The organism is Microbacterium resistens (assembly GCF_021172025.1).
GTDB lineage: Bacteria > Actinomycetota > Actinomycetes > Actinomycetales > Microbacteriaceae > Microbacterium > Microbacterium resistens.
The window spans coordinates 3,308,633-3,334,942 of the sequence record NZ_CP082781.1 but is presented as its reverse complement, the minus strand read 5'-3'; the positions used below and the strand labels follow the sequence as shown (position 1 = coordinate 3,334,942).

Sequence of the window (26,310 nt, the reverse complement as noted above, 5' to 3'; positions counted from 1 at the left end):
GCATGAGCGAACTCCGACTCCGCACGGTCCTCGAGCCCATGGGCCCTGCCGGCGCGATCGTGCTCACCGACGAGCAGGTCGCGGCGCTGGGCGACGCCAAGGCGTTCCCCGTCACCGTGACGATCGGCGACCGCACCGCGCGGCTGCGCCTGGCCCGGATGGGCGGGAAGAACCTCATCGGCTTCAGCAAGGCGGTGCGCGCTGAGCTGGGCGTCGACCTCGGCGACGAGCTCGACGCCGTGATCGTCCAGGACACCGCGGAGCGCACGGTCGACGTCCCGGGTCCTCTCGCGGACGCCCTCGCCGAGGCCGGTCTGGCGGCGTCCTTCGACGGGCTCTCCTACACCCGCCGCAAGGAGATGGCGCGGGCGGTGGACGAGGCCAAGCAGGATGCGACCCGGGAGCGGCGCATCGCGAAGATCCTCACCGAGCTCCGCGACGCCTGACCGGCGGTCCCCCGGGTCCCGCGGCCTGCGCCACGTCGGATCCGGTCAGTCGCCCTCGTAGACGTAACGGTCGAACCGGGCCGGGATGTTCATCCGCTGCCAGGCCAGCTCCTCGTCGCGACGCGCACGATCGTGGGGGAACGCCTTCGCCGTGTGCCGCGGGACCTGGCGGCTGTGACCGGCCATGTGCGCCACCGCCACGGCCTGCCCGCACACCCGGGCGGCGGCCCCGGCCGCCGGATCCTCGGCCTCACGAGCCGCGGCGTGACACGCGAAGGCACGCTCGCGCACGGCCTCGATGTCGAGCTCGCCGCGAAGGAACGCCCACGCGGCGTCCAGCGCCTCCTGCGGACGACGATCGTCCGGACGCTCCGCGACGAACAGGGGCAGCAGACGCTCGGCGCACGCCACCGTCCACGCGACGAGCTCCCGGCGATCGTCCTCGGACAGAGTCAGGTCGGTGTCGTCCGGGATCGCCAGGGCGCCGAGCCCGCCGGTCTCGATGCGGATCTCCTCGTCTGCGGACGGGGAGGCGGAGGGCGTCGACGCGTTCATCGGTGCTGGAACTCCGGGGGGCGCTTCTCCCGGAAGGCGGCCATGCCCTCCTTCTGGTCCGCGGTGTCGAACAGCGCGGCGAACGCCTGCTTCTCGAACGCGAGCCCGTCCGCGAGGGTCGTCTCCATCGCCTGATCCAGCGCCGCCTTGGCCGCGTACACGGAGGGCAGCGACTTGGAGGCGATCGTCGTCCCGAGCTTCTCGGCCTCGGCGAGGAGGTCGGCGGCCGGAACCACCCGGGAGACGAGGCCGGACCGCTCGGCCTCCGCGGCGTCCATGAGACGGCCGGACAGGACGAGCTCGGCCGCCTTGTAGTACCCGACCGCGCGGATCAGCCGCTGGGTGCCGCCCATCCCCGGGATCACGCCGAGGTTGATCTCCGGCTGGCCGAACCGCGCGGTGTCGGCCGCGAGGATGATGTCGCACATCATCGCCAGCTCGCAGCCGCCGCCCAGCGCATAGCCGGAGACCGCGGCGATGACGGGGGTGCGCACGGCCGCGAAGTCGCGCCAGACGCCGAAGTGGTCCGTGGCCGTCATCTCGGCCGCCGACATCGACTCCATCTCCTTGATGTCGGCGCCGGCGGCGAACGCCTTCTCGGAGCCCGTGACGACGATGGCTCCGATCCCCTCGTCCTCATCGAAGGCGACGGCCGCGGCGGTGACCTCCGCGGCGATCCGGGAGTTCAGCGCGTTGAGCGCCTCGGGGCGATGGAGGGTGATCCATCCGACGCGTCCTCGCTGTTCGACGATGATCGTCTCGTACTCGGTCATGTCTCTCCCCTCCGTCGCGGCGCTGCAACCCTTCCAGTATCACCGATGCTCCGGACACCCTCTCCCGCCCCACGGGATTCCCCTCCCCCTCCCACCCCCTCCCGGTCCCGCCCCGTCCGGGTCCCGCCCCGTCCCGGTCCCGATCTGCACACTTTGTCCCGATCTGCACAGGGAACGCCGAAACTGCTGTGCAGACCGGGTTCGGGTGTGCAGATCGGGACAGGGTGGGGTCGCGGGCGGGGATTGGGGTCCGGGACGGGGATTGGGGTCCGGGTGGGGGTGGGGGTTCGGGATGGGGATTGGGGTCGGGATTGGGGATGGGGGTCGGGATTGGGGTCGGGATTGGGGCCGGGGATGGGGTCAAGGGGTTGGGACGGGAGGGGCGGAGGCGTCGCGGATGTCGGTGATGATGCCGGAGAAGTCGCGGCCCCCGCCCTCCCCCGCGGCGAAGGCGGCGTAGATCTCCTGCGCCAGGCGCCCCAGCCGCGCATCGGTGCCCGTCGCCTCGATCGCTTGCAGCGCGAGCCCCAGGTCCTTGGCCATCAGCGCACCGGCGAAGCCCGGCTGATAGTCGCGGTTCGCCGGGCTCGTCGGCACGGGGCCGGGGACGGGGCAGTTCGTGCTCAGCGCCCAGCACTGCCCCGACGCCTGCGACACGACGTCGTAGAGCACCTGGTGCTCCAGCCCGAGCCGCTCGGCGAGGACGAAGGCCTCTCCGACGACGATCTGCGACACCGCGAGGATCATGTTGTTGCACACCTTCGCGGCCTGTCCGAGCCCCGGCCCGCCGCAGTGCACGATCCGCTTCCCCATGGCCTCCAACAGCGGCAGCGCCGCCGCGAAGTCCTCGTCGGATCCGCCGACCATGAACGCGAGCGTGCCGTTCTCCGCGCCGACCACTCCTCCGGACACCGGGGCGTCGATGTTGCGGTGCCCCGCCGCCACGGCCCTCTCGTGAGCGGTCTGCGCCTCGTCCACCGCGATCGTGGAGGAGTCGATGAACAGCGTCCCCGGAGGCGCGGCGGCGAGGAGCCCGCCGTCGTACGCCTCGATCACGTGCCGACCGCTGGGGAACATCGTCAGCACCACGTCCGCGCCGGAGGCCGCCTCCGTGCCGGACGTCGCGACCGGGATGCCCGCCGCCCGCGCCGCCTCGACCGCCGCGGCCACGACGTCGAACCCGATCACGTCGTGGCCCGCTCCGACGAGGTTCCTCGCCATCGGCAGGCCCATGTGCCCGAGGCCCAGGAATGCGATCTTCATCGTCCGCTCCTTCCGCGCGCCCCGACGGGCGCTCACACGCCCTTGAGGACGTCGCGCCCGACGATCAGGCGCATGATCTCGTTCGTGCCCTCCAGGATCTGGTGCACGCGGAGGTCCCGCACCACCTTCTCGATCCCGTAGTCCTGAAGGTAGCCGTAGCCGCCGTGCAGCTGGAGGGCGCGGTTGGCCACGTCGAAGCCGGCGTCGGTCGCGAAGCGCTTCGCCATGGCGCAGCGGGCGGCCGCGTCGGGGGCGCCGGCGTCCACCGCCTCGGCCGCGTCCCTGACCATCAGACGCGCGGCGTGCAGCTCCGTGCGCATGTCGGCGAGGGCGAAGACGATCGACTGCTTCTCGGCGAGCGCCTCGCCGAACGTGAAGCGCTCGTGCACGTAGCGCGTCGCCCGGTCCAGGGCCCACTGCGCGCCGCCGATCGAGCAGGCGGCGATGTTCAGCCGTCCGCCGTTGAGGGCCGACATCGCGATCGCGAAGCCGCGGCCCTCCTCGCCGAGCACGTTCTGCGCCGGGATCCGCACCTCGTCCAGGATCACCTGCCGGGTCGGCTGCGCGTGCCAGCCCATCTTCTTCTCCGGCGCGCCGAAGCTCAGCCGCGGAGCGTCGGCCGGCACGAGGAAGGCGGTGATCCCCTTCGCGCCCGGCTCCCCCGTGCGCGCCATCACGACGTAGACGGCCGCCTCGCCCGCACCGGAGATGAACTGCTTCACCCCGGTCAGCACGTAGTCGTCGCCGTCGCGGATGGCGCTCGTCGCGATCGCCGCGGCGTCCGATCCCGCGCCCGGCTCGGTCAGGCAGTACCCGCCGAACGCCTGCATGCTGGTCAGCGACGGCAGCCACCGGGCCCGCTGCGCCTCCGTGCCGTAGCCGTCGATCATCCCGACGACCATGTTGTGGATCGAGATGTACGCCGCCACGGCCGGATCCCCCTCGGCGAGCGCCTCGAAGATCGCCACGGTGTCGACGCGGGAGAGCCCCGTGCCGCCGGACTCCTCACGGACGTAGATGCCGCCGAGGCCGAGCTCCCCCGCGCGGTGCAGGCTCTCGCGCGGGAAGAGGTGCTTCTCGTCCCGCTCCGCGGCGAACGGCTCCAGCTCCGTGGCGGCGAAGTCGCGGACGGCATCGAGGATCGCCTCGCGCTCCTCGGCGGTCGTGGTGGTGACCATGGTCATCGGTGTCTCCTCGTGGGGTCGTGCTCGTGGCGCGGAGGGTGGGCGCTAGTGCATCGTGGGGATGACGAAGCTGGCGCCCTCGCGCACGCCGTGCGCGGGCCAGCGGCTCGTCACCGTCTTGGTCTTGGTGTAGAAGCGGAACGCGTCGGCGCCGTGCTGGTTGAGGTCGCCGAAGCCGCTGCGCTTCCATCCGCCGAAAGTGAAGTAGGCGATCGGGACGGGGATGGGGACGTTCACGCCGACCATCCCGACCTCGACCCGGGCGACGAAGTCGCGGGCGGCGTCCCCGTCGCGGGTGAAGATCCCCACGCCGTTGCCGAACTCGTGATCCGAGCACATCCGCAGCGCCTCCTCGTAGTCCTTCGCCCGGACGATCACGAGCACCGGTCCGAAGATCTCCTCGCGGTAGATCGACATGTCGGTGGTCACGTGGTCGAAGAGGGTGGGGCCGAGATAGAAGCCGTCCTCGTGCCCCGGGACCGTGAGCCCGCGGCCGTCGGAGACGAGCGTGGCGCCGGCGTCGATCCCCTGCTGGATGTAGCCCTCGACGCGCTCGACGGCGGCGCGGTTGACCAGCGGACCGTAGTCGACCCCGTCGGCGAGCGACGGGCCGACCTTCAGCGCCGCCACCCGCTCGGCGAGCTTGGCGGACAGCGCCTCGGCCGTCTCCTCGCCCACCGGCACCGCGACCGAGATCGCCATGCAGCGTTCGCCGGCCGATCCGTACCCCGCTCCGATCAGCGCGTCCGCGGCCTGGTCGAGATCCGCGTCGGGCATGACGACGAGGTGGTTCTTGGCACCGCCGAAGCACTGCGCACGCTTCCCGTGGGCGGAGGCGGTGGTGTAGATGTACTCGGCGATCGGGGTGGAGCCGACGAAGCCGACCGCCCGGATCCGCGGGTCGGTCAGCAGGGTGTCGACGGCCTCCTTGTCGCCGTGCACGACGTTGAGGACCCCGGCCGGGAGCCCGGCCTCGAGGAACAGCTCCGCGATCCGCACCGGCACCGAGGGATCGCGCTCGCTGGGCTTGAGGACGAAGGCGTTGCCCGCGGCGATCGCGGGGCCCATCTGCCACAGCGGGATCATCGCCGGGAAGTTGAACGGGGTGATCCCGGCGACGACGCCCAGCGGCTGGCGCAGCGAGTAGACGTCGATCCCGGTGCCGACCGCGGTGGAGTACTCCCCCTTGAGCAGGTGCGGAGCGCCGATGCAGAACTCGATGACCTCGACGCCGCGCTGGATGTCGCCCTTCGCGTCGTCGAGCGTCTTGCCGTGCTCGCGCGACAGCAGCTCCGCCAGCGCGGGGGTCTCGTCGCGGAGCAGTTCCAGGAAGCGCATGAAGACACGGGCGCGCTTCTGCGGGTTGGTCGCGGCCCAGTCGGGCTGCGCCGCCTCGGCGTTCGCGATCGCGGCGCGCACCTCGGACGCATCCGCGAGCGGGACGCGGGCCTGGACGGCGCCGGTGCTCGGCTCGAAGACGTCTCCGAATCGTCCGGAGACGCCCTCTACACGCGATCCGCCTAGGAAGTGCGGGATGTCACGGGTCATTGTGCTCGATCCTCTCGTGCCGCCATTGGCATCATGACGATGGTACGTGGATCCCATGGGAATTACTAGGGTGCCCAAGTATTCGCCCGAGCCTTCCCTCCGCGTTCACCTCCTCGTCACCTCGGCCGCGTACAACAGTGTGTGCGCGGACACGTACTCAGACCGGATCGGGTGACCGTCGTCTCCGCGCCACCGGGATCGCCTTTCTCACGGGCGCCCGTCGCGGTTCCGCACCGCGAGACCCCCGCCGAATCGGGTCGGCGGGGGTCCCCTCTTTCTTTCTCGGGGTCGCCCCTGCTCGGGGATCCGGGGATCCGAATCCGGTTCGGGGTCTGTCCCGGGGTCGATCGGCCCCGATTCGGGCCCCATTCCCCCGCCGTGAGCCCCGAACCCGGGACCTGGGGAGCGGGAGGGGGATCGGGTTCGGGGTTCGATCTGGGGGAAATCGGCGCTGAGGCGGGCCCCGGAACCCCGGAAACGACCCCGAAACCGGATGACGCGGAGCCCCGGGGGGGAGAGGGGGCGGGGAGAGGGGGCGGGGAGAGGGGGTGGGGAGGTGGGGTCAGAGGCGTTCGAGGATCAGGGCGTTGGCCATGCCGCCGCCCTCGCACATCGTCTGCAGGCCCCGGCGGCCGCCCGTGGCCTCCAGGTGATCGAGCAGCGTGCCGAGGAGTCGGGTGCCGGAGGACCCCAGCGCATGCCCCAGGGCGATCGCGCCGCCCCAGGGGTTCAGCCGGGCCGGATCGGCTCCGAGCTCCGCCGCCCACGCCAGCGGCACGGACGCGAACGCCTCGTTGACCTCGTAGGCGTCGAGATCGTCGAGGGAGAGCCCGGCCCGATCGAGGACGCGCCTCGTCGCCGGGATCGGGCCGGTCAGCATGAACAGGGGATCGTCTCCCACCACCGCGGTGGCGAGGATCCGGGCGCGCGGGCGCAGACCGAGCCGCTCCGCCCGGTCCGCGCTCATCAGCAGCACGGCGGAGGCGCCGTCGGTCAGCGGCGACGAGGTGCCGGCGGTGATCCGCCAGTCCAGCTCCGGGAACCGCCCGGCGAGAGCGTCGGTGCGGAAGGCGGGGGCGAGGGCGGCGAGCGCGTCCGCGGTCGCGCCGGCACGCACCGTCTCGTCCTCCCGCGCCTCGGGCGCCTCCGGAACCGGAACGAGGCTCGGAGCGAACGCGTCGTCCGCCCACGCCTGCGCCGCGCGGCGGTGGGACTCGGCGGCATAGGCGTCGAGGGTCTCTCGCGACAGCTCCCACCGGGAGGCGATGAGCTCGGCCGACACCCCCTGGTTCACGAGCCCCTCCGGATAGCGCTCCCGCATCCGGGGCGACAGGGGCGAGACGCCGCCGAGCGAGGATCCGAGCGGCACGCGGCTCATCGACTCCACCCCGCCGGCGATCACGATGTCCGCGGCGCCCGCGGCGATCGCCTGCGCGGCGAAGTGCACGGCCTGCTGGCTGGACCCGCACTGCCGGTCGATCGTGGTCGCAGGGACGGCCTCGTCGAACCCGGCGGCGAGCACCGCCTGCCGGGCGACGTTCATCGCCTGCTCCCCCACCTGGCTCACGCAGCCCAGCATCACGTCGTCGACCTGCGCCGGATCGACGCCGGTGCGCTCCACGAGCGCGGTGAGGACCCCGGCGGCCAGGTCGACCGGGTGCACGCCGCTGAGCGCGCCCCCGGGCTTGCCCCGGCCGACCGGGGTGCGGACGACGTCGACGATCACGGCTTCGTTGCTCATGCTCCGATTCTCCCCCTCGTCCGAGGGGCGGGCCTCGTGCAACATCCGCGAAACACGGGGTGCGTACACTCGACCACGCCACAAGCACGCACGACCCGAGGACCCAGAATGTCCAGCATCCCCGTCACCGTCTCCATCCGCCGCGAGGTCGACCCCTCCCGCATCGCCGAAGCCACCGCCTGGGTGCAGACCGGTGTGAACCTCGCCAGCTCCTACCCCGGGTTCCTCGGATCCGGCTGGGTCCGCGACGGGGAGGGATCCCATCACTGGCACATGCTGTACCGCTTCGGCAGCGAGGCGGAGCTGGAGGCCTGGGAGTCGTCCGGCGAGCGCGCGTGGTGGCTCTCGATGGGCGAGGGCTTCGTCCGCAGCGAGCGCACGCAGCGCCGCACCGGGATCGAGGGCTGGTTCGACGAGCCCGCGACCGGACCGGTCACGGTGCCCGACGCCACGCGCACCGGCACGACGACGGTCGCGTTCGTGCACACCCCGCCGCGGTGGAAGCAGGCCGTGTCGATCTGGCTCGGCTTCTTCCCGGTGAACCTGTTGTTCACGTACCTGATGACGCCGGTGCCCGGATGGGACGCGGTACCGATCTGGCTGCGTGTGCTCGTCACGACGCTCGTGCTCACGCCGATCATGACCTACGCGGTCCTGCCGTGGGTCACCCGGATGCTGAGGTCCTGGCTGAACCGGTGATACGCCCGGTCACCGCGTTTCGACTCGTCGCTGCGCTCCTCGCTCAACGACCGAAAGAAGTGTCGGTCGTTGAGCGAGCGCAGCGAGACGAAACGCGGTGACCCCGGAGCCGAGCGGAGCGATGGCCTCGTCCGACGCGCCGGCATCGGGCCTGGCGGGAGCCGACCGAAGGACGGCGGGGGACCGCGCGACGGACGAGGCCATCGCGCAGCGGACCGCCCTCACACCGCGGGACCGCCACCGCGTTTCGTCTCGTCGCTGCGCTCCTCGCTCAACGACCGAGAACCGCCACCACGTTTCGACTCGTCGCGGCACTCCTCGCTCGACGACCGGGAGAGGCGCCGCGTCGAGACGCGACTCGGGGGGACGGGCCTTACCCCGCAGAGGGGACGTGCCGCTCGTCGACGCCGACGTAGGCCGACAGCGGGCGGATGAGCGCGTTCGCCGCCGCCTGCTCCATCACGTGCGCGGTCCATCCGGTGACCCGCGACGCGACGAACAGCGGCGTGAAGGTCAGCGTGTCGAACCCGATGAGGTTGTACGCCGGACCCGACGGGTAGTCGAGGTTCGGGTGGATCCCCTTGCGGGAGACGAACTCCCGCTCCAGGGCGTCGTACAGCTCGGCGACCTCCGGACGGTCGTAGTGGGCGACGAGCGTGTCGAGCGCCGCCTTCATGGTCGGCACCCGAGAATCGCCGTTCTTGTACACGCGGTGCCCGAAGCCCATGATCTTCCGCTTCTCCGCGAGGGCCTCGTCCAGCCAGCCGGTGACACGGTCCGCGCTCCCGATCTCGTCGAAGATGTGCAGCACGGCCTCGTTCGCCCCGCCGTGCAGCGGGCCCTTGAGCGCGCCGATGGCCCCCACGACCGCGGAGTACAGATCGCTGAGGGTCGACGTGATCACCCGCGCGGTGAAGGTCGACGCGTTGAAGGAGTGCTCCGCGTACAGGATCATCGAGCGGTTGAACGCGTCGACGACCACGGGATCCGGCTCCTCGCCGAAGGTCATCCACAGGAAGTTCGCCGAGTAGTCCAGATCGTCGCGCGGGGCGACGATCTCCTGTCCGCGACGGCGGCGCTGTCCGTAGGCGACGATGGCCGGAAGCGCGGCGAACAGGCGGACGCTGCGCTCGAGGTTCTCCTCCCGGCTTCCGCTCGCGTCGAGCACGGATCCCGCTCCGTTCGCGTCGGACGCCCCGATCAGGCTGACCGCCGTGCGCACCTCGTCCATCGGGTGCGCCGAGACCGGCACCAGGTCGATCGCCGCCTTGACGTTGTCGGCCAGCGCCCGGTGCGAGCGCTCGGCCGCCCGGAGCGCGTCGAGCTGGCCCTGGTCCGGCAGCTCGCCGTGCCACAGCAGGTAGGCGACCGCCTCGAACGGCTGCGTGGCCGCGAGCTCCTGCACGGGATACCCGCGATACAGCAGGCTGTTGGTCTCGGGGTTGACCTTCGAGATCGCCGTCGTGTCGACGACGACGCCTGCGAGGCCCTTCTTGATGTCCGGATCGCTCATGTCACTCCTTCGTGTCGGTCGACGCGTTTCGTCTCGTCGCTGCGCTCCTCGCTCAACGACCGGGTGGGTTTCGTCTCGTCGCTGCGCTCCTCGCGCGGCCGGGTGGGTTTCGTCTCGTCGCTGCGCTCCTCGCTCAGCGACCGGTGTCGATGGTGAAGTTGAAGACGCTGGTGTCGAAGCGGTTGTAGCCCTCGTAGTCGATGAGCTCGTAGAGCTCGGCCCGATGCTGCATCTCGCCGAGCTTCGCGGTGAGCGCACCGTCCTCCGCCAGCGTATCGAGCGCACGCCCCGCGGCGCCCATCGCGATCCGCAGCAGCGAGACCGGCCAGATCGCGATCCGCACGCCGGCGTCGCGGAGCTGGTCGACCGTGAAGAGGTCGCTCTTGCCGAACTCGGTCATGTTCGCCAGGATCGGCACGTCCAGGGCCTCGGCCATCGTCTCGAACTCTGCGAGCGTGCGCATCGCCTCCGGGAAGATCGCGTCCGCCCCGGCGTCGACCAGCGCCTTCGCGCGGTCGATCGCCGCATCCATGCCCTCCACCGCACGGATGTCGGTGCGTGCCATGAGCAGGAAGTCCGGATCCCGACGAGCGTCCGCGGCGGCGCGGATGCGCTTGATCGCGGTGCTCTCGTCGACCACGCTCTTGCCGTCGAGGTGACCGCAGCGCTTGGGATTGACCTGGTCCTCGATGTGGAGGCCGGCCAGGCCCGCGTCCTCCATCTCCTGGACGGTCCGGGCGACGTTCATCGGCTCGCCGAACCCGGTGTCCGCGTCGACGATGGCCGGAAGGTCGGTCATCCGGGCGATCTGCCGGGCCCGACCTGCTACCTCGGTCAGCGTGGTCAGCCCGATGTCGGGGAGACCGAGATCCGCCGAGAGCACGGCGCCGGAGATGTAGACGCCGTCGAAGCCCTTGTCCGCGATGAGCCGCGCGGACAGCGGGTTGAAGGCTCCCGGGAAGCGCAGCAGCTCGCCGCTCGCCAGTCGCTCGCGGAACGCCCGGCGCTTCTCGTGCGCCGGCACGGCGGAGTACAGCATTAGAACAGGCCCTTCGGAGCGGGCGCCGCGGCGAGGACGCCGGGCGCGGCCACGATCGAGAGGTCGGCGACCTCCTCCGCGGTGAGCTCGGGAAGGCGCTGCACCAGCGACAGGAAGCGCTCGATCTCCTGCGGCTCCAGCACCGGCTCGGCGAGCAGGCGGAACTTGCGGATGTAGTCCTCCCGGGCGAAGGGGCGGGCGCCGAGCGGATGCGCATCGGCGACGGCGATCTCGTCCTCGATCACCGTGCCGTCCGTCAGCCGGATGACGACCCGGCCACCGAACGCCTTCTCCGCCGGATCGGTCGAGTGGTAGCGGCGCGTCCACTCCTCGTCCTCGGCGGTCGTGATCTTCTGCCACAGCGCCACCGTGTCCTCGCGGCCGGCGCGCTCCGGCGTGTACGAGTCGACGTGATGCCAGGCCCCGTCCTGCAGCGCGACGGCGAAGATGTAGGGGATCGAGTGGTCCAGCGTCTCGCGCGAGGCCGTCGGGTCGTACTTCTGCGGGTCGTTGGCCCCGGAGCCGATCACGTAGTGCGTGTGGTGGCTCGTGTGGATGACGATCGACTCCACGCCCGCCGGGTCGGCCAGGGCGGGACGCTCGTTGTGGAGCTTTCGGGCCAGGTCGATCCAGGCCTGCGCCTGGTACTCGGCGGAGTGCTCCTTCGTGTAGGAGTCGAGGATCGCCCGCTTGGGCTCGCCGGCGGCCGGCAGCGGCACCTCGTACGCGGCGTCCGGTCCGTCGAGCATCCACGCGATCACCCCGTCCTCGCCCTCGTAGATCGGGCTCGGAGAGGTCTCGCCCCGCATCGCGCGGTCCACGGCCTCGACCGCCATCTTGCCGGCGAACGCGGGGGCGTGCGCCTTCCACGTGGAGATCTCGCCCTTGCGGCTCTGCCGCGTCGCCGTGGTGGTGTGCAGCGCCTGGCCGACGGCCTGGTAGATCGTCTCGGGAGAGAGGCCGAGAAGGGTTCCGATCCCGGCGGCGGCCGACGGGCCGAGGTGGGCGACGTGGTCGATCTTGTGCTTGTGCAGGCAGATCGCCTTGACGAGGTCGATCTGGATCTCGTACCCCGTCGCGATGCCGCGGACGAGGGCGCGCCCGTCCGCGCGGACGTGCTGGGCGACGGCGAGGATCGGCGGGATGTTGTCGCCGGGGTGGGAGTAGTCCGCCGCGAGGAACGTGTCGTGGTAGTCGAGCTCGCGCACGGCCACGCCGTTCGCCCAGGCCGCCCACTCCGGGCTGGTCCGGCGCTCGAGCGGGGTGCCGAACACCGTCGCGCCGGCGCCGCCGACGGACACGGGGTGATCCAGCGCCTGCTGACGCGCGGCGCTGACCGGAGCGCGGGTCAGCGAGGCGGCCGCGACGGAGGCGTTGTCGATGATCCGGTTGATGATCATGTCGACGACGTCCTGGTCGACCTCGACCGGGTCGGCGGCGACCTCGGCGATCCGCCAGGCGAGCTGCCCCTCCCGCGGGAGGTTCTCGTCGCTGCGGTGCACGCGGAGGTGGTGGTTCACGGTCATGATCAGTTCTTCTTTCCTTCGGGCGCGGATGCCGTGTCGGTCGTTGAGCGAGCGGAGCGGGACGAAACGCCCGCCCCCAGGGAGTCGAGGACACTCGCCAGCGCGTTGTGCAGGTGCACATGGGTCGCGTGCGCGGCGAGGTCGCCGTCGCCGGCGGCGATCGCCTCGGCGATGAGACGGTGCTCGGCCACCGAGGCGGCCAGTCGGGCCGGGCGGTCCCTGGCCATCCTGCGCACGCGGACGAGATGCGTGCGGACGGTGCGCAGGGCCGCGGTGAGGTAGTCGTTCCCGGCCGCGGCGTCGAGCGCCGCGTCGAAGCGCGCGATGAGCTCCTCGTACGACCGGCGTCCCTCGGGGAGGGTCAGCGCGTCGGCCGCGGCGGCGAACTCGGCCGCGAAACCCGCGAAGACGGCGGGATCGCCGCGGTCTGCCACGATCCGGGCCGCGGACTCCTCCAGCGCGCGGCGCAGCTCGAAGAGCGCCCGGATGTCGGAGGCGTCGATCGGGGCGACCACCGTCACGCGCGGGGACTGCTGCACCACCAGTCCTTCGGCGGCGAGCCGGCGCAGGGCTTCGCGCAGGGGGGTGCGGCTGACGCCGAGACGCGCCGCCTGCTCCACCTCGCCGAGCACCGTGCCGGCGGGCAGGTCCCCGGACTGGATGCCGTCGAGCAGGGCGGCGTACGCGCGCTCTCCCGCGCGCTGCTGGCCCTCCTGCGCGATCACCATGGCCTCAGTGTATACATAAACGGATCCACGCGGGGCGCATCTGGGATTCGATCGCCCATTCGTATACACAAGTCGCCACCGTCCGGGGCGCCACATGACTGCAGCCAAGCAGTCAGCGACGGAGCCTCGGCCACCGCGGATCTGCATCGCCAACCCGAAGGTCAAGTCTTCACAAACGATTATCGATTAGTGTAATGTCGCGAGCGGCCCTCCCTCGTGCATCAGGAAAGGATCAACGATGATCAAGGCCCGACTCCTCCCCCTCGCCGGCGTGGCGGCGGCATCCGCCCTCGCCCTCGCCGGCTGCTCGGCCGCCGCCGCAGGCGACGGCGACGGCGACGTCACTGTCCGCATGCTCGTGAACGTCACCCCGAACCTGACCGAGGAGTTCTGGAACGACCTCGTCGCCCCGTTCGAGGAGGCCAACCCGAACATCGACGTCGTCATCCAGAACCCCGGCGCCGAAGGCGTCGAGGCCGCCGTGCCGCGGCTGCTTGCGGCCGGCGACGCCCCCGACGTCGTGCAGTCCATCGCCCCGACGACCAAGCTCGCCCCCGAGCTCGTCGACCTCTCCGAGTACGAGTGGGCGTCGTCCGGCCCGCTCGCCGACCAGTACTCGATCGACGGCAAGAACTACATGGCCGGGATCGGCGTGCAGCTGCAGAGCCTCTTCTTCTACAACAAGACCGCGTTCGCGGAGGCCGGGATCACCGAGCCGCCCACCTCCGTGGACGAGCTCACCACGGCGCTCGGCAAGCTCAAGGACGCCGGGTGGACGCCGATCCAGACCGGCGGTGACTGGATGAGCAGCCACACGCTGCAGGCGCTGGGCCTGCCGACGATCATCACCGAGGATCCGGAGTGGTTCCAGAACATGTCGGCGGGCGACGTCACCTTCAGCGAGACGTACGGCGACGCGGTCGAGACGTACGCCGACTGGGTGGCCCAGGGCTACATCCCCACCGACGCCCTCGGCATCAAGTACCCGGATGCCGAGCAGGCCTTCCTGTCCGGCAAGACCGCCGTCTACTCGATGGGAAGCTGGTTCGCCGGGACCCAGGCCAAGGCGGCGGACTCCGCCGACATCGGGGTCTTCCGGGCTCCGGCCGCGAACCCCGGTGACCAGCCGGCCATGGGCGCCAACATCGCCAGCCCCTACTCCATCCTCAAGGCCAGCAAGAACCAGGACGCCGCGGCGAAGCTCATCGAGTTCCTCACCACCGACCAGACCGCGGTGAGCGACCAACTCGCGGTCGACGGCAACTTCCGCGACGGGTACGAGTACGACATGACGCCGCTCGGCGAGGAGCTGCTCCAGATCGTCGCCGACACGCCCGCCGAGGCGTACACGCCGACCGGCGGCGGCTACGGCGAGCGCACGCTGCCCGACGGCTACGCGGGCGAGATCAACACCCAGACCCAGGCCCTGATCGGCGGCGCACCGGCCGACCAGGTGCTGAAGGCCATGGACGACTGGTTCGCCGCCAACGCCGGATGACCGGTGGCGCCGGGGACGCACCGTCCCCGGCGCCTTCCCGGCGCCTTCCCGCGCCCTCCCCACGAACGCGCCACCGAGAACGAGAGTGCCGCACGCCATGACTCCGCCCACCACGACCGCGCCCTCCCCGGCCGCGGCCCCCTCCCTGACCGGACCGTCGACGCCGACGAGCTCCCGTCCCGGCCGTCGCCGCCGCACCGCGCTGCAGCGGTGGCGGACGCTGCTCCCCGGCATCCTGATGGGCGGTCCGGCCGTCGCGGTCTTCCTCGCGATGTTCGTCATCCCGATGATCCTCGCCGCGGTGCTCAGCTTCACCGACTGGAACGGGTACAGCCTCAACTTCTCCTTCGTCGGCTGGGAGAACTACCTCAAGGCGTTCCGCAGCCCACGGTCGACGCAGGCCGCGGTCTTCACGGGCGTCATCGCCGTGGTCGGGACGATCCTCTGCAACGCCGTCGGCCTCGCGATCGCCGCGCTCATCTCGGGTCCCGGACGCTCGAACACGATCCTGCGCACGATCTTCTTCTACCCCTACGTGATCAGCGCCCTCATCATCGGCTTCCTGTGGTCGGCCATGCTCTCGCCCACGGGCGCCGTCAACGGACTGCTCGGCACGCTGGGGCTCCCGGCCCTGCCGTTCCTCACCGACCCGACCTTCGCGAAGGCGAGCGTCATCTTCACGATCGTGTGGTCGCACTTCGGCTTCAACATGATCCTGTTCCTCGCCGGGATCAAGTCCGTCCCGGCCGAGTACTACGAGGCGGCGACGGTGGACGGCGCCTCGCGGTGGCAGCAGTTCCGCTCCATCACGCTTCCGCTCATCGCGCCCGTCTTCACCGTGAACCTCGTGCTCACCCTCGTCGGGCTCCTCAAGGCGTACGACGTGGTCCTGTCGCTCACCGACGGCGGGCCTGCCGGCTCCACGCAGACCATCGTCTACCAGATCCTCAAGGACTCGTTCGCGAACTCGGCCCTCGGCTTCGGGGCCGCACAGTCCATGATCCTCCTCATCGTCACCGCGGTGGTCGGCCTCGCCGTCACCCTCGTGCGACGCCGTGCCGAGCAGAAGGCGACCGACTGATGACGCAGACCCGCAACCGCCCGGCCCTCGCCGTCAGGGCGATCCGGTGGATCGTCCTCGGCGTCGTCGCGATCACGATGCTGATCCCGATGTACACGATGCTGATCAACGCCTTCAAGCCGCAGGCCCAGATCATCGAGAACCCGCTGCTCATCACCCCGCAGATGTTCACGTTCGACCACCTGTGGGCCGCGATCACGAGCAGCAAGTTCAACGTGATCGCCGCGTACGGCATCACGCTGCTGTTCGTCGTGCTCGTGAACCTGTGCTGCATCGCCCTCGCCGCGCCCGTCGCCCACGTCATCGCCCGCGGGCGGTCGAAATGGCACCTGGGTCTCCTGCTGCTCTTCGTCTCCGGGCTCTTCATCCCCGGCCAGGTCACGCTGATCCCCGTGGTCTTCGTGCTCCGCGTGCTCGGGCTCATCAACACGATCCCCGGGTTCATCCTGTTCGAGACCGCGGCGACCCTGCCGGTGACGATCTTCCTCTTCACCGCCTACCTGCGCAGCGTGCCGCGGGACATCGACGAGGCCGCGTCGCTCGACGGCGCCGGGCCGATCCGCGCGTTCTGGGCGTGCATCTTCCCGATCATGAAGCCCGTCGTCGCGACCGTCGTGGTGCTCAACTCCATCGGGGTGTGGAACGACTTCGTGAGCCCGCAGATCATCCTCGGGCCGAGCTCCGGGATCTACACGGTCACGACGGGCGTCTACGCAGCGGTCGGACAGTTCTCCACCGACTACACGCAGGTGTTCCCCACTCTCCTCCTGGCCGTGCTGCCCGCGATGGTGTTCTTCATCGTGATGCAGCGCCACATCATCGGCGGCCTCGTCGCCGGGGCGACGAAGGGATGACCGTGCCCGAGACCGCACTCACCCGCCCGCTGCGCACCATCCCGGCCTGGGCCGTGCTGCAGCGCCGGCTCTTCACCGAGGCCGAAGGGGCCCGGCGGCTCTTTCGCGACCGCTACACGCTGCCGGACGGGCGCCTGCGCGGCGTCGCCGAGTTCGTCGACCGCGACGGCGTGGACGACCTGTACGAGCCCTTCTTCAACTGGCCCGCGTTCTACCTCCTCGGCGGGCCGGACGAGGTCCTCGCCGACTCCAAGCGGCACTGGGAGGGGGTGTCGGCCCAGCTCACCGCAGCGGGGATGCTCACGGAGGAGTACGACAACGGCTACGACTGGTTCCATCAGGGCGAGTCATTGCTCTTCCTCGCCGGCATCTGCGCCGCCGACCCCGCCGACACCGCGTTCGCGGCCCGTGCCGCACGCTTCGCCGCGCTCTTCGCCGACCCGGCGAAGGGCAACTACGACGCCCAGCGCAACATGATCCGTTCTCCGCACAACGGCGCCCTGGGCGCGCGCGACGGCCTGGACGACAAGGTCGTGCCGTACACGGCGGATCGGGACGAGATGCGCCCCTACGGTCTGCCGCTGCAGGGCCTCGACGGCATCGCCTCCTGGGACGACCTCGCCGACCCGGCCAACGCCCGGCGGATGGCCGAGGAGATGCAGCGCCGGGCGGCCGGGGACGTCGCCGTCAACCTCGCCGCCACTTCTCTCGCTGCGAACCGATGGCTCTACGACGGCGATGAGGAGGCGGCCGCGTGGATCCGCCGGTACGTCGACGGCTGGCGCGCGCGAGCGGACGGCGGCCTGCTTCCCGACAACGTCGGTCCGGACGGCGCGGTCGGCTCTCTCCACGACGGCCGGTGGTGGGGCGGCCACTACGGCTGGGCCTGGCCGCACGGTCTGCACTCCGTCGGCATGAGCGCCCTGATCGGCGCGCTGAACCACGCCCTCGTCACCGGCGACGACGCCGCTCTCGACCTCGTGCGCACGATGCTCGACACCGTGCTCGCCGAGGGGCGCACCGGCAGTGTCGCGGAGTCCGCGTACAGCCTGCGCGGCGGGTGGATGGCCCGGCTGGGTGCCGCCGCCGCCGAGCCCGGCCTGCTCGTCCCCTACCGTCACGGCGCGGACGGCTGGTTCGACTTCGGTCCGCTGCAACTCGACCTCCCGCTGTGGCTGTGGTGGTGGTCGCGACGGGCGTCCGACCGGGAGCGGCTGGAGACGGCGATCGCCGGGCTCCCCGCCTCGGCCGACCTCGTCGCGCCGTTCCGCGACAAGGAGGAGGCGGGGCACGAGGCCGGCTGGTTCGCCTTCCTCTCCGGCGACCTCCCCGACTATCCGGTGCGGGCGCTGGAGATGGCGCTCGGCCAGGTGGCGCGCCGGGCCGCCATGATGCTCGCCGACGACCGCGACCCCGACGCCGCGCATCTGCACTTCTGGCAGCGCGTGAATCCGGTGGTGACCGAGGTCCTGACCCAGCTCGTCGGCGGCGCCCCGCAGGTCCTCTACAACGGTGGGCTCGGATTCACGGCCCTCCGCTACGAGGACGCCGACCGCGCGCGGCCCGGCCTCCCGGAGGACGTCGCCGCGCTCGTGCACCGCCTCGACGACCGCGGCATCGGCGTGCAGCTCGTGAACACCTCCGCCGTGCACACGCGCACGGTGCGGCTGCGCGGCGGGCGCTTCGGCCTCGACCGGATCGTCCGGGTGACCGCCACCGGTGAGGAACCCGGCTTCTGGCCGGGGGCGTCCGGCACCTACGCGGCCCCGGACGCCCCGATCGTCACGACGACGCTCGACGTCGACGACGACCTCGTGGTGACCCTGCCGCCGGCGCACGGCGCCAACCTCGACCTGACCATCGCGCGTGCGACCGGATCGCCGCGCCACCTGTTCCCCGAAGGAGACGCATGAGCGCCGATCTGATCCGACCCGACTTCGCCCTGCCCGTGCGGGGTGGGGCCTACCAGAGGCCCTCGCGCGAGATGGTCGACTCCTTCGCCGCGATCTCCTCCGCCACCGCATGCGCCAAGCTGCACGGACTCGGGATCCGGCGCAGCTACATCGAGGGACCGGCACCGCTGAGCCTCGGCCAGCGCGTCGTCGGATCGGCGCTCACGCTGCAGTTCATGCCGCAGCGCGAGGACATGGCGTCCGGCGATGGCCAGGAGTACGCCGAGCGGCACACGGCCCTCTGGCACGTGCTCGAGGCCGTGCAGCCCGGCGACGTGCTGGTGATCCAGGCCTACGGCAGCCGGTTCTCCGGCTGCATCGGCGACATCCTGGCCCGCTACTTCGCGCGCAAGGGCGGCGCGGGGATCGTCGTGGACGGCCGCATCCGGGACGCGGGCCGCATCCGCGAGCTCGGCATCCCGGTGTGGTCGACGGGGACGACCCCGCACTACGCTTCGCAGTCGGACCTCGTGCCGTGGGCGTACGATGTGCCCGTCGCGGTGGGCGGAGCCCTGTGCATGCCGGGCGACCTCGTGGTCGCGGATGACGACGGCCCCGTCGTGGTGCCGCAGGCCATGGCGCCGCAGGTCGTCGACGACGCGCGCGATCATGAGGAGTGGGAAGTCTTCAGCCGCCGCCGCCTCGACGAGGGCGCCCGCCTGAGCGACTACTACCCGTTGACCCCCGACAGCCGCGAGGAGTACGAGGCATGGCGTTCCGTCCAGAGCTCCGTCCGCTGAACCCCGGCGTCGCCGCGCGCGACGATGCCGGCCTCGGGTGTGCCCCGATCGGCAACCTCTTCGCCCCGGTCGCCGACGCGGATGCGGTGGACACCGTGCACGCGGCGCTCGCGCGGGACGTCCGGTTCTTCGACACCGCTCCCCTGTACGGCTCGGGCGAGAGCGAGCGAAAGCTCGGCCTCGCCCTCCGCGGTGTGCCGCGGGACGACTATGTGATCGCGACGAAGGTCGGCCGGGTGCTCGTCGATGCGGCCGGCCGCCCCGTTGCGGGAGCCGCCAGCGGGCACGACTCGGTCGTCGACCTCAGCAGGGATGGCGTGCGGAGGAGCCTCGACGGCAGCCTCGCCCGCCTCGGTGTCGACCGCGTGGACGTGCTGCACCTCCACGACCCCCTGGACATAGAGGCGGCGTTCGCGACGGCGCTCCCGGCCCTGGTCGAACTGCGCGACGAAGGGGTGGTGCGCGCGATCAGTGTGGGGCTCGGGCGGCTCGACCCCCTGGAGCGGTACGTCGCCGAGGCGCCGCTGGACGTGGTGATGGAGGCCGGCCGGCTCACGCTGCTCGACCGCACCGCCCTGGACCGGCTGCTGCCGACCGCGGCGGCCCGCAGCATCGGGGTGCTCGCGGCCGCGGTGTTCAACTCCGGCATCCTCGTCGATCCGGTCGGCTCCCCCTTCTTCGAGTACAAGCCCGCGCCACCGGCGCTGCGGGAGCGGGCGGAGCGCCTACAGGCCGTGTGCGCCTCGTACGGCGTGCGCCTCGCGGATGCCGCGGTGCAGTTCCCGCTGCGGCATGGTGCGGACGCCGTGGTCGTCGGGGCGCGGACCCCCGCGGAGGTGGACGCGTTCGTGGACGGCCTCGATGCCGCACTGCCGGCCGCCTTGTGGGACGCCCTCGATGCGGAAGCGGCATGACCGCGCGGCACGGGAGCTGACGTGCGGATCGTCGACGCCCATGTGCACGTCTGGGACGCTGACTCCGTGCCGATCCCCTGGTTCCGCGACGACCTCGGGCTTCCCCGGCAGGCCGCGGCCGCCCGCCTCGGACGGGAGCTGACGGCCGCCCGCGTCTCCTCCGCCATCGCCGTGCAGGCGGCGGACTCGGTGGCGGAGGCGGAGTGGCTGACCGCGACCGCCGCAAGCGACCCCTTCCTCCGGCGCGTGGTGCTGCAGTACACCCCGCCGCCGGAGCGAGCAGCCGGTGCCCCGGCGGTCGCGTTCTCGCCAGCGGTGGTCGGCGTGCGCGCCGCGGTGCCGCAGTTCGCCGCGGACCTCTCCGATGTGGACAGCCTCGACGCCCTCGCCGACCACCTGGGCGCGACCGCCCGCACCCTCGAGCTGCTCATCCGTCCGGACCAGCTTCCCGCCGCAGCCGCCCTCTCGCGCCGGCACCCCGGTACCGCGATCGTCGTCTGCCACCTCGGCCTCGGCGCTCGAACGGCCGATGCCGCGTGGCGCTCCGCCCTCGCCGCGGCCGCCTCGGCCCCGGGGGTGTCGGCGAAAGTCTCCGGTCTCGACCTCCCGACGCGCGGCGAGGACGAGTCGCGGGCACTGCTGCGGCTCGCCGTCGACCTCTTCGGCGCCGAGCGGCTGTCCTTCGGCAGCGATTGGCCGATGTCCACGCGAGCGACGACCTATGCCGCGGTGCTCGGCGCGACCCACGCCGCGCTTCCTCCGCTGTCCGATGTCTCGGCCCGCGCCTTCTGGTCCGAGACCGCCGACCGTCTCTATCCGCTCCCCGCGTAGCCCCGCGTCGCGGGCCGGCTCAGGCGGGGTCGTCGAGCAGAGTGCCTGCGGCGTGGGCGCGGAACAGGGCGGAGGCCGCCTCCTCGTCGCCGGCGTCCAGCACGTCGAGGAGCCCTTCGTGCCAGTCCGCGACCTCATGCCAGTCCCCCGTGAAGGTGGGGTCGCCGAGCACGTGCATGACGCGCAGGCTCGGCTCCAGGAGGTCCCACATCCGGGGGAGGTAGACGTTCCCGCTGGCCTCGATCACCGCACGGTGGAAGGTGAAGTCGAGCTCGCGGAACCGCGCGAGGTCCTCCGCCTCGGCGGCCTCGTGCATCTGCGCGATGAGGCCGACGAGCTCGACCCGGCGGGCAGGGTCCAGCGCGCCACAGGCCAGCCGGCCGGCCAGCCCCTCCAGCTCGACGCGGGCGACCTTGGCCTGCGCCGCCTCCTCGGCGGAGTAGCTCGCGACGAAGTTGCCCTGATGCCGCACGTGCGACACGAGCCCCTCGTGGGCGAGCCGCTTGAGGGCGTCGCGCACCGGTGCCTGGCTCACCTGCATCTGCCGGGCGAGCTGCGACTCCACGAGCTGCTCGCCGGGGGCCAGCGTCGAGTCCTTGATCATCGCCTTGATGAGCGCGTAGATCTGATCCGACAGCAGCCCGCGCTGCAGTCCCGCCGTGCCCAGAGCATCCGTCATGACCATCAGTCTACGTCCGTTATCGACTATCGCTAATGGACCGGGCCGCGCGCCAGGCGTCGGCGATCAGGACGGATCCGCGGGGCGTCGGGTGTACGCCGTCCGGAGCGAGCTCCGCGACCGGATGCTCCTTGGCCGCCGCCGTGAACACGTCGTGCAGCGGCACGAGCGCCGCCCCGCGCTCGGCGGCGAGGGCCCGCACCGCCGCCCGCTTCCCGTCGAGGTCGTCGAGCCACGCCCGCTGCTCCTCCGACGCCGGGAGGAAGTACGGCTCCATGAGGATCAGCCGCGGAGCGTGCGCCGCCGCCACCCGATCGAGGAGCCCGCCGAGCGTCGCGGCGAAGTCCTCGGCCGAGGTCGGGTCGTCGCTGTCGAAGCGCCGCCACATGTCGTTCACGCCGACGTACACGGTCAGCAGCTCCGGTGCCGTCGGCAGCAGCTCCGCGTCCCACCGGGCGGCGAGGTCGCGGGCGCGGTCCCCCGCGATCCCGAGGTTGCGGACCGTGGCTCCCGCGGCCTGCAGCTCGGGGGCGAGGAGCGACACGTACCCGTCCCCGAAGGAGTCCGGATCGGATCGGTCACGCCCGGCGTCGGTGATCGAGTCTCCGATGAAGGTCACCCGCATCGTGGCACGTCCTGTTCGTCATCCTTGAGCTTGGGGCGCACCGAGATCGGGAGCTCGACGCTCGCGCCAGCGTACGTCACGGTGAGCGTGAGGTGCGGGCGCACCCTGCTGCTGTCGAAGCCGGTGACCATGTCGGCGGTCACCTGCTGGGTGGTGCGCGATCCGTCGCTCCAGTCCACGCCCAGCAGCATGCCGGTCACGTCGAGCTCCTCGCCGCGCACGTAGCGGGTCTTCGGGTCGGCCTCGGGCGCCCAGCAGACGCCCGTCACCGTCGCGGGCGGCGGCGTCGGGCGCACGGCCAGGGTGTTCGTCTTGCCGTAGTGGTAGACGTTGAAGAAGCCGTCCGCACCGATGCGGAGGTTCTCCCTGGCGTCGACCATGTTCCACACGGTCACGTCGTCGACTCGGAGCACGATGCGGGTGCCGCCGTCCTCGGCGACGGCCCCGAACTCGATGCGGTGCGTGGACCCCGGCTCGACGACCGTGTTGGGGATGCTGTCGAGCATGGTCTGCCCCGGGGTCCAGCTCTGGAACTCGATCACGTCCTCCTTGATCACCGCGAGGTATCCGGTGTTGGAGTTCTGCCAGGCGGGAAGGCCGGTCTGGTCGGAGCGCGCCTGGAAGCCATACCAGCCCCCGTCGAAGGCGCCGAACTCCGCCTCGAACTGCAGCAGGGTGTCGCCGAAGCGCTCGGCCTCGTAGCCGTGCACGCCCTGACCGCTGATCACGACACCCGTGTCGTCCACCACGATGAGGTCGGACTCACTCCAGTTCGCCCCGTCCTTCAGCTGGCCGTCCAGGCGGGTGGTCGGGTACTCGGCATCGTCCACGGTCACGGTGACCGTGTCGCTGAGGCTCGGATCGGCGACCGAGGTCGCGGTGATCGTCGCCGTGCCGGCTGTCACCCCCGCGATGCGTCCGCCGGAGACCGTGGCGACCTCCGGGGCGTCGGTCGTCCAGGTGACCCGGGCGTCGCTGGCGTCCTCCGGGGCGACCGCGGCCACGACCGACCGCCGCTCGCCGACCGTCAGGCCCACCGCGTCGGCGTCCAGGCTCACGCCCGTGACCGGCACGCCCGAGAGTGAGAACCCGATGTCGTCGAGGTCGAGCGAGGCGTAGTTCTCCACGTAGAACCCGACCCGGCCCGCCGCACCGGGACCGGGGTCGGCGCCTTCCAGCGCGATCGCCCCGTTCACGGAGATGCGGATCCGCCCGTCCTGCACCGCGATCCGCACGTGCGAGGTCGCCCCGGGGGTCAGCCCCTGCGCCGCGGGCACGACCTTCTCGGCGACGACCTTCCAGGCGTCGTCGAAGATCGTCCAGGTCGGACCGGCCGCGGTCTGGCGGAAGCGGATGTACCCGCCGCCCTTGCCGTTGCGGTTGTAGACGATCAGTCCCGCGTTCTCGGGCGTGGTCGCCGGTGCCGTGACGTCGACGTCGAGCACGAACTCCGTGAAGTCCCGCGGCAGGATGCTGTTCGCGCCCTTGAGGATCCGGTAGACCCTGTCACCGGACGCATCGATCTGGATGCTGCGGTTCGGGTCGGTCGGCCACCCGTTCGCCCCCGACTCGAAGTCGGTGTAGTGCAGCACGCCGTCGCCCTCCGCGACGATCACCTCGATGGTCGCGGTCTTGGCGGCGTCGGCCTTCGCGGTCGCCGTGATTGTGGTCGCGCCGGGTCCCATGCCGAGCACCACGCCCTTGTCGTTGACGGAGGCGACGGCGGCATCGGCCGAGGCGTAGGTCACCGCGGCGTCGTCGGCGTTCCAGGGCAGCGGCACGGCGCGCACGCGCACCTCGTCCCCCGCGTCGATCGTGAGCGTGTCGCTGTCGAACGCGATGTCCTCCAGCGGGACGGTCTGCGGCTGCTGCGTCTGCCCGATGTCCCCGTCGACGCCGATCTCGCCGAACGAAATGGCCTCGAAGCCGGGGATCCGGTCGAACACGGCCGCATCGGCCTTCAGCGTGTAGTCGCCGTTCGCGGCGTCCACGAAGCCGGGGTCGGCGTCGGCCACCCAGTTGTCCTCGTAGTTCAGGAGGTTCTTCCCGTCCTTCGCGCCGTGCTCGTTGACGCCGGCCATCCGGGCCCGGTTCGGGTTCCACACGACGTTCTCCGCGAACGTGCTGTGGTTCGGGAAATAGTGGTCGTCCTCGAAGAAGTGCGCGAGTTCGGGGTACTTCGTCAGATACGGCGTGCCGACGAAGTCGTTGTTGTCGGCGAACACCTTTTCCCAGGCCGGCATGTAGTCGCGGTCGACGACGTTGCCCTCGTGGTCGCCCATCCACTGCTCGTAGTTGTCGTACGGGGCGTAGGCGTCGACGAAGACGTTGTTGCGCGCCTCTATGTAGTCGGCTGAGCCGCTCTTGATCGCACCGTTGCCCATGTTCACGAACACGTTCTTCTCGATCGTGAGGTCCCACGTGAAGTTGTCGGCGTAGATGCCCTCGACGCCCGCCATGCCGACGCCGATGTCGTGGAAGTAGTTCTCCCGGAACACATGGCCGCGCTGCTGCGGGGTCTTGCCGGAGTTCATGTAGATCGCACCGAGGTCGTGGAACTGCTTGCAGACGTCGTACACCTCGTTGCGCTCGAACAGGTGGTCGTTGCCGTGCACGATGATCCCGGGATGCGGGGCGTCGTGGATCTCGTTGTCCCTGGCGATGTTGCCGACGCCATCGAACATCACGCCCGGGTTGTAGGCCTTGTGGTAGTACGCGAAGTCGGCGATCTCGGAGTTCTCGACCCGGTTGCGGCCGGGTTCGAGCGTCGTCTTGTCGCCGCCCTGGAGCACCACGCCGACGCCGCCGACGTGCGTGAGCCGGCTGTCGGTCACGGCGTGGTCGCGGCCGCCGCGGTTCACCGGGATGCCGTCGTACGTGTAGCGCCCTGGCGAGTTGATGAGCACGCCGCCGTCGGTGAAGTTGCGGATGTCGCTGTGGGCGATCGTCACGTGCGAGCCGCCGAGGATCACCGCGGCCGTCGCGCGTCCGTACTCCATCACGAGGTCGTCGAAGTTCACATAGGAGGCGCCGTCGGCGCGCAGCATCGGCTCGTCGAGCGTCGTCACGGTCACGTCGCCGCGGCCGGACGTGAAGGCCGCGTTCGGGATGAGGTACAGCTTCCCGGCGTCGCGGTCGATGTAGTACTCGCCGGGGGCGTCGAGCTCCTCCAGCAGGTTCTGCGCGAAGTGGAAGTCGGGGAACCAGCTCTTCATGATCCCGGACATCTCGCCGTAGCGGAGGGTGATGGTCTTCGCCTCGGTGTCGATGCTCTCGATCTTGTTGTACGACCACTCCCAGCTGTAGCCGAAGATGCCGTCCAGCCAGACGTCCTCGGCCTGGGTCCAGTGCTTCGGACGGTCGTAGCCGTAGGTGAACGTGCCGCCGCGCTCCTGCAGGTCGGCGTCGTTGCGGTCGGGACCGGCGTCGATGATGTCGCCCATCTGCACGGTCGGGGTGGCCGCGTCGGCGTTGGGCCAGCGCGCGAGGGTCATGCCCTGGCCGTCGATGAACAGCTCCATGGGCGGCGTGGTGCTGACGTCGTTGGCCTTCCAATAGCCGTGGCGACTGAGCTGGCCGTATTCCGTGATGCCGAGAGCCGCGAGGTCGATCCCGATCACGCGGTCACGAGCGGCGGGATCGACGATGCGGTCGGTCACGGCGGCGTCGTTCACCGGGGCGAACGCGTCCCGGGGCAGCTCCCGACCTCCGGTGAGGGTGGCCGTCTCCCCCGGGTACGAGCGGTAGGTGATGGGGGCGTCGGCGGTGCCGGAGTCCTGCGCGCCGATCTCGAACGAGGCGCTGCGCGGGTACTCGCCCTCGCGCAGGTAGACCGTGAGACCGCCGGCGGGGAGGCCGGGGCCCGCCTTCACCGCGCGGATCCGATCGCGGGCGCCCTCCAGGGTCGCGAGGGGGTCGTCGATCGTGCCGGCGGCCGCGTCGTCACCCCCCGGCGCAAGGTAGAGGGCGTCGTCGTCCGCGGCGACAGCCGCCGCCGAGGGGACCACCGCAGCGAGGGCGGATCCGAACACGGCCGCCAGGGCCAGACTTGCCAGCGCACGCTTCATTGCGTCTCCGAACTTGTCGCTTCCCGCACGACGGATCTCATGCGGCGCCGCGGG

The 26,310-nt window shown here is 71.2% G+C and carries 22 protein-coding genes; 9 read left to right on the top strand and 13 right to left on the bottom strand.

What is annotated here, in order from left to right:
- Window positions 1-2: 2 nt before the first annotated feature.
- Window positions 3-446, top strand: coding sequence for a YdeI/OmpD-associated family protein (locus K8F61_RS15745; RefSeq protein WP_231819797.1), 444 nt, complete (start codon window positions 3-5; stop codon window positions 444-446).
- A 45-nt stretch (window positions 447-491) separates the two neighbouring features.
- Here the strand turns inward: K8F61_RS15745 and K8F61_RS15740 are convergent, their stop codons facing one another.
- The 6 genes from K8F61_RS15740 to K8F61_RS15715 form a co-directional block, all read right to left on the bottom strand.
- Complete coding sequence (locus tag K8F61_RS15740; protein WP_067242513.1) at window positions 492-1,001, bottom strand: putative immunity protein; 510 nt, start codon at window positions 999-1,001, stop codon at window positions 492-494.
- Window positions 998-1,774 carry an enoyl-CoA hydratase-related protein gene (locus tag K8F61_RS15735; protein WP_231819796.1) on the bottom strand — a complete coding sequence of 259 codons (777 nt, stop codon included), beginning with the start codon at window positions 1,772-1,774 and terminating at the stop codon, window positions 998-1,000. The genes K8F61_RS15740 and K8F61_RS15735 overlap by 4 nt, the downstream gene beginning before the upstream one ends.
- Before the next feature lie 360 nt (window positions 1,775-2,134).
- Window positions 2,135-3,037, bottom strand: coding sequence for a 3-hydroxyisobutyrate dehydrogenase (mmsB, locus tag K8F61_RS15730; RefSeq protein ID WP_231819795.1), 903 nt, complete (start codon window positions 3,035-3,037; stop codon window positions 2,135-2,137).
- Between the two features lie 32 nt (window positions 3,038-3,069).
- Window positions 3,070-4,221, bottom strand: a complete 1,152-nt coding sequence (locus K8F61_RS15725) for an acyl-CoA dehydrogenase family protein (RefSeq protein ID WP_231819794.1) — start codon at window positions 4,219-4,221, stop codon at window positions 3,070-3,072.
- Window positions 4,222-4,266: 45 nt separating this feature from the next.
- Window positions 4,267-5,769: a CoA-acylating methylmalonate-semialdehyde dehydrogenase gene (locus K8F61_RS15720; RefSeq protein ID WP_231819793.1), complete on the bottom strand. Its 1,503-nt coding sequence runs from the start codon at window positions 5,767-5,769 to the stop codon at window positions 4,267-4,269.
- Window positions 5,770-6,331: 562 nt separating this feature from the next.
- Window positions 6,332-7,510 carry a thiolase family protein gene (locus K8F61_RS15715; RefSeq protein ID WP_231819792.1) on the bottom strand — a complete coding sequence of 393 codons (1,179 nt, stop codon included), beginning with the start codon at window positions 7,508-7,510 and terminating at the stop codon, window positions 6,332-6,334.
- 108 nt (window positions 7,511-7,618) lie between these two features.
- Between K8F61_RS15715 and K8F61_RS15710 the strand changes: the two genes are divergently transcribed.
- The gene (locus K8F61_RS15710; protein ID WP_231819791.1) at window positions 7,619-8,209 is read left to right on the top strand and encodes an antibiotic biosynthesis monooxygenase; all 591 of its coding nucleotides are present in this window, start codon (window positions 7,619-7,621) and stop codon (window positions 8,207-8,209) included.
- Between the two features lie 373 nt (window positions 8,210-8,582).
- On the opposite strand, the gene K8F61_RS15705 is transcribed toward K8F61_RS15710, so the two are convergent.
- From K8F61_RS15705 to K8F61_RS15690, 4 genes are all read right to left on the bottom strand, one after another.
- Entirely contained in the window at window positions 8,583-9,722 is a 1,140-nt protein-coding gene (locus K8F61_RS15705; protein ID WP_231819790.1) for a bifunctional 2-methylcitrate synthase/citrate synthase, read from the bottom strand.
- Window positions 9,723-9,855: 133 nt separating this feature from the next.
- A complete protein-coding gene (prpB, locus tag K8F61_RS15700; protein ID WP_231819789.1) occupies window positions 9,856-10,761 on the bottom strand; it encodes a methylisocitrate lyase in 906 nt (301 codons plus the stop codon).
- A complete protein-coding gene (locus K8F61_RS15695) occupies window positions 10,761-12,287 on the bottom strand; it encodes an MmgE/PrpD family protein (RefSeq protein ID WP_231819788.1) in 1,527 nt (508 codons plus the stop codon). The genes prpB and K8F61_RS15695 overlap by 1 nt, the downstream gene beginning before the upstream one ends.
- Window positions 12,288-12,289: 2 nt before the next feature.
- Window positions 12,290-13,015 (bottom strand): GntR family transcriptional regulator, encoded by a 726-nt coding sequence (locus K8F61_RS15690; RefSeq protein WP_231819787.1) that lies wholly within the window; start codon window positions 13,013-13,015, stop codon window positions 12,290-12,292.
- Window positions 13,016-13,253: 238 nt separating this feature from the next.
- Between K8F61_RS15690 and K8F61_RS15685 the strand changes: the two genes are divergently transcribed.
- From K8F61_RS15685 to K8F61_RS15655, 7 genes are all read left to right on the top strand, one after another.
- Window positions 13,254-14,513 carry an ABC transporter substrate-binding protein gene (locus K8F61_RS15685; RefSeq protein ID WP_231819786.1) on the top strand — a complete coding sequence of 420 codons (1,260 nt, stop codon included), beginning with the start codon at window positions 13,254-13,256 and terminating at the stop codon, window positions 14,511-14,513.
- A 97-nt stretch (window positions 14,514-14,610) separates the two neighbouring features.
- Entirely contained in the window at window positions 14,611-15,594 is a 984-nt protein-coding gene (locus tag K8F61_RS15680; RefSeq protein WP_231819785.1) for a carbohydrate ABC transporter permease, read from the top strand.
- Window positions 15,594-16,448 (top strand): carbohydrate ABC transporter permease, encoded by an 855-nt coding sequence (locus K8F61_RS15675; RefSeq protein WP_231819784.1) that lies wholly within the window; start codon window positions 15,594-15,596, stop codon window positions 16,446-16,448. Before K8F61_RS15680 ends, K8F61_RS15675 begins: the two co-directional genes overlap by 1 nt.
- Window positions 16,445-18,361: a DUF8034 domain-containing protein gene (locus K8F61_RS15670; protein WP_231819783.1), complete on the top strand. Its 1,917-nt coding sequence runs from the start codon at window positions 16,445-16,447 to the stop codon at window positions 18,359-18,361. The genes K8F61_RS15675 and K8F61_RS15670 overlap by 4 nt, the downstream gene beginning before the upstream one ends.
- Window positions 18,358-19,140 carry an RraA family protein gene (locus tag K8F61_RS15665; protein ID WP_067242557.1) on the top strand — a complete coding sequence of 261 codons (783 nt, stop codon included), beginning with the start codon at window positions 18,358-18,360 and terminating at the stop codon, window positions 19,138-19,140. The genes K8F61_RS15670 and K8F61_RS15665 overlap by 4 nt, the downstream gene beginning before the upstream one ends.
- Window positions 19,110-20,054, top strand: a complete 945-nt coding sequence (locus K8F61_RS15660; RefSeq protein ID WP_231819782.1) for an aldo/keto reductase — start codon at window positions 19,110-19,112, stop codon at window positions 20,052-20,054. The genes K8F61_RS15665 and K8F61_RS15660 overlap by 31 nt, the downstream gene beginning before the upstream one ends.
- A gap of 21 nt (window positions 20,055-20,075) precedes the next feature.
- Window positions 20,076-20,885, top strand: coding sequence for an amidohydrolase family protein (locus K8F61_RS15655; RefSeq protein WP_231819781.1), 810 nt, complete (start codon window positions 20,076-20,078; stop codon window positions 20,883-20,885).
- A 19-nt stretch (window positions 20,886-20,904) separates the two neighbouring features.
- On the opposite strand, the gene K8F61_RS15650 is transcribed toward K8F61_RS15655, so the two are convergent.
- The 3 genes from K8F61_RS15650 to K8F61_RS15640 are packed head-to-tail and all read right to left on the bottom strand — an operon-like array spanning window position 20,905 to window position 26,256.
- Window positions 20,905-21,564, bottom strand: a complete 660-nt coding sequence (locus K8F61_RS15650) for a GntR family transcriptional regulator (RefSeq protein ID WP_219086500.1) — start codon at window positions 21,562-21,564, stop codon at window positions 20,905-20,907.
- 19 nt (window positions 21,565-21,583) lie between these two features.
- Entirely contained in the window at window positions 21,584-22,189 is a 606-nt protein-coding gene (locus K8F61_RS15645; protein ID WP_231819780.1) for an SGNH/GDSL hydrolase family protein, read from the bottom strand.
- Complete coding sequence (locus tag K8F61_RS15640; protein WP_231819779.1) at window positions 22,180-26,256, bottom strand: Ig-like domain-containing protein; 4,077 nt, start codon at window positions 26,254-26,256, stop codon at window positions 22,180-22,182. The genes K8F61_RS15645 and K8F61_RS15640 overlap by 10 nt, the downstream gene beginning before the upstream one ends.
- Window positions 26,257-26,310: the final 54 nt, after the last annotated feature.

Coding starts and splice junctions, on each gene's coding strand:
- K8F61_RS15745 (WP_231819797.1), top strand. CDS start 3: ATGAGCGAACTCCGACTCCGCACGGTCCTCGAGCCCATGGGCCCTGCC.
- K8F61_RS15740 (WP_067242513.1), bottom strand. CDS start 1,001: ATGAACGCGTCGACGCCCTCCGCCTCCCCGTCCGCAGACGAGGAGATC.
- K8F61_RS15735 (WP_231819796.1), bottom strand. CDS start 1,774: ATGACCGAGTACGAGACGATCATCGTCGAACAGCGAGGACGCGTCGGA.
- mmsB (WP_231819795.1), bottom strand. CDS start 3,037: ATGAAGATCGCATTCCTGGGCCTCGGGCACATGGGCCTGCCGATGGCG.
- K8F61_RS15725 (WP_231819794.1), bottom strand. CDS start 4,221: ATGACCATGGTCACCACCACGACCGCCGAGGAGCGCGAGGCGATCCTC.
- K8F61_RS15720 (WP_231819793.1), bottom strand. CDS start 5,769: ATGACCCGTGACATCCCGCACTTCCTAGGCGGATCGCGTGTAGAGGGC.
- K8F61_RS15715 (WP_231819792.1), bottom strand. CDS start 7,510: ATGAGCAACGAAGCCGTGATCGTCGACGTCGTCCGCACCCCGGTCGGC.
- K8F61_RS15710 (WP_231819791.1), top strand. CDS start 7,619: ATGTCCAGCATCCCCGTCACCGTCTCCATCCGCCGCGAGGTCGACCCC.
- K8F61_RS15705 (WP_231819790.1), bottom strand. CDS start 9,722: ATGAGCGATCCGGACATCAAGAAGGGCCTCGCAGGCGTCGTCGTCGAC.
- prpB (WP_231819789.1), bottom strand. CDS start 10,761: ATGCTGTACTCCGCCGTGCCGGCGCACGAGAAGCGCCGGGCGTTCCGC.
- K8F61_RS15695 (WP_231819788.1), bottom strand. CDS start 12,287: ATGACCGTGAACCACCACCTCCGCGTGCACCGCAGCGACGAGAACCTC.
- K8F61_RS15690 (WP_231819787.1), bottom strand. CDS start 13,015: ATGGTGATCGCGCAGGAGGGCCAGCAGCGCGCGGGAGAGCGCGCGTAC.
- K8F61_RS15685 (WP_231819786.1), top strand. CDS start 13,254: ATGATCAAGGCCCGACTCCTCCCCCTCGCCGGCGTGGCGGCGGCATCC.
- K8F61_RS15680 (WP_231819785.1), top strand. CDS start 14,611: ATGACTCCGCCCACCACGACCGCGCCCTCCCCGGCCGCGGCCCCCTCC.
- K8F61_RS15675 (WP_231819784.1), top strand. CDS start 15,594: ATGACGCAGACCCGCAACCGCCCGGCCCTCGCCGTCAGGGCGATCCGG.
- K8F61_RS15670 (WP_231819783.1), top strand. CDS start 16,445: ATGACCGTGCCCGAGACCGCACTCACCCGCCCGCTGCGCACCATCCCG.
- K8F61_RS15665 (WP_067242557.1), top strand. CDS start 18,358: ATGAGCGCCGATCTGATCCGACCCGACTTCGCCCTGCCCGTGCGGGGT.
- K8F61_RS15660 (WP_231819782.1), top strand. CDS start 19,110: ATGGCGTTCCGTCCAGAGCTCCGTCCGCTGAACCCCGGCGTCGCCGCG.
- K8F61_RS15650 (WP_219086500.1), bottom strand. CDS start 21,564: ATGACGGATGCTCTGGGCACGGCGGGACTGCAGCGCGGGCTGCTGTCG.
- K8F61_RS15645 (WP_231819780.1), bottom strand. CDS start 22,189: ATGCGGGTGACCTTCATCGGAGACTCGATCACCGACGCCGGGCGTGAC.
- K8F61_RS15640 (WP_231819779.1), bottom strand. CDS start 26,256: ATGAAGCGTGCGCTGGCAAGTCTGGCCCTGGCGGCCGTGTTCGGATCC.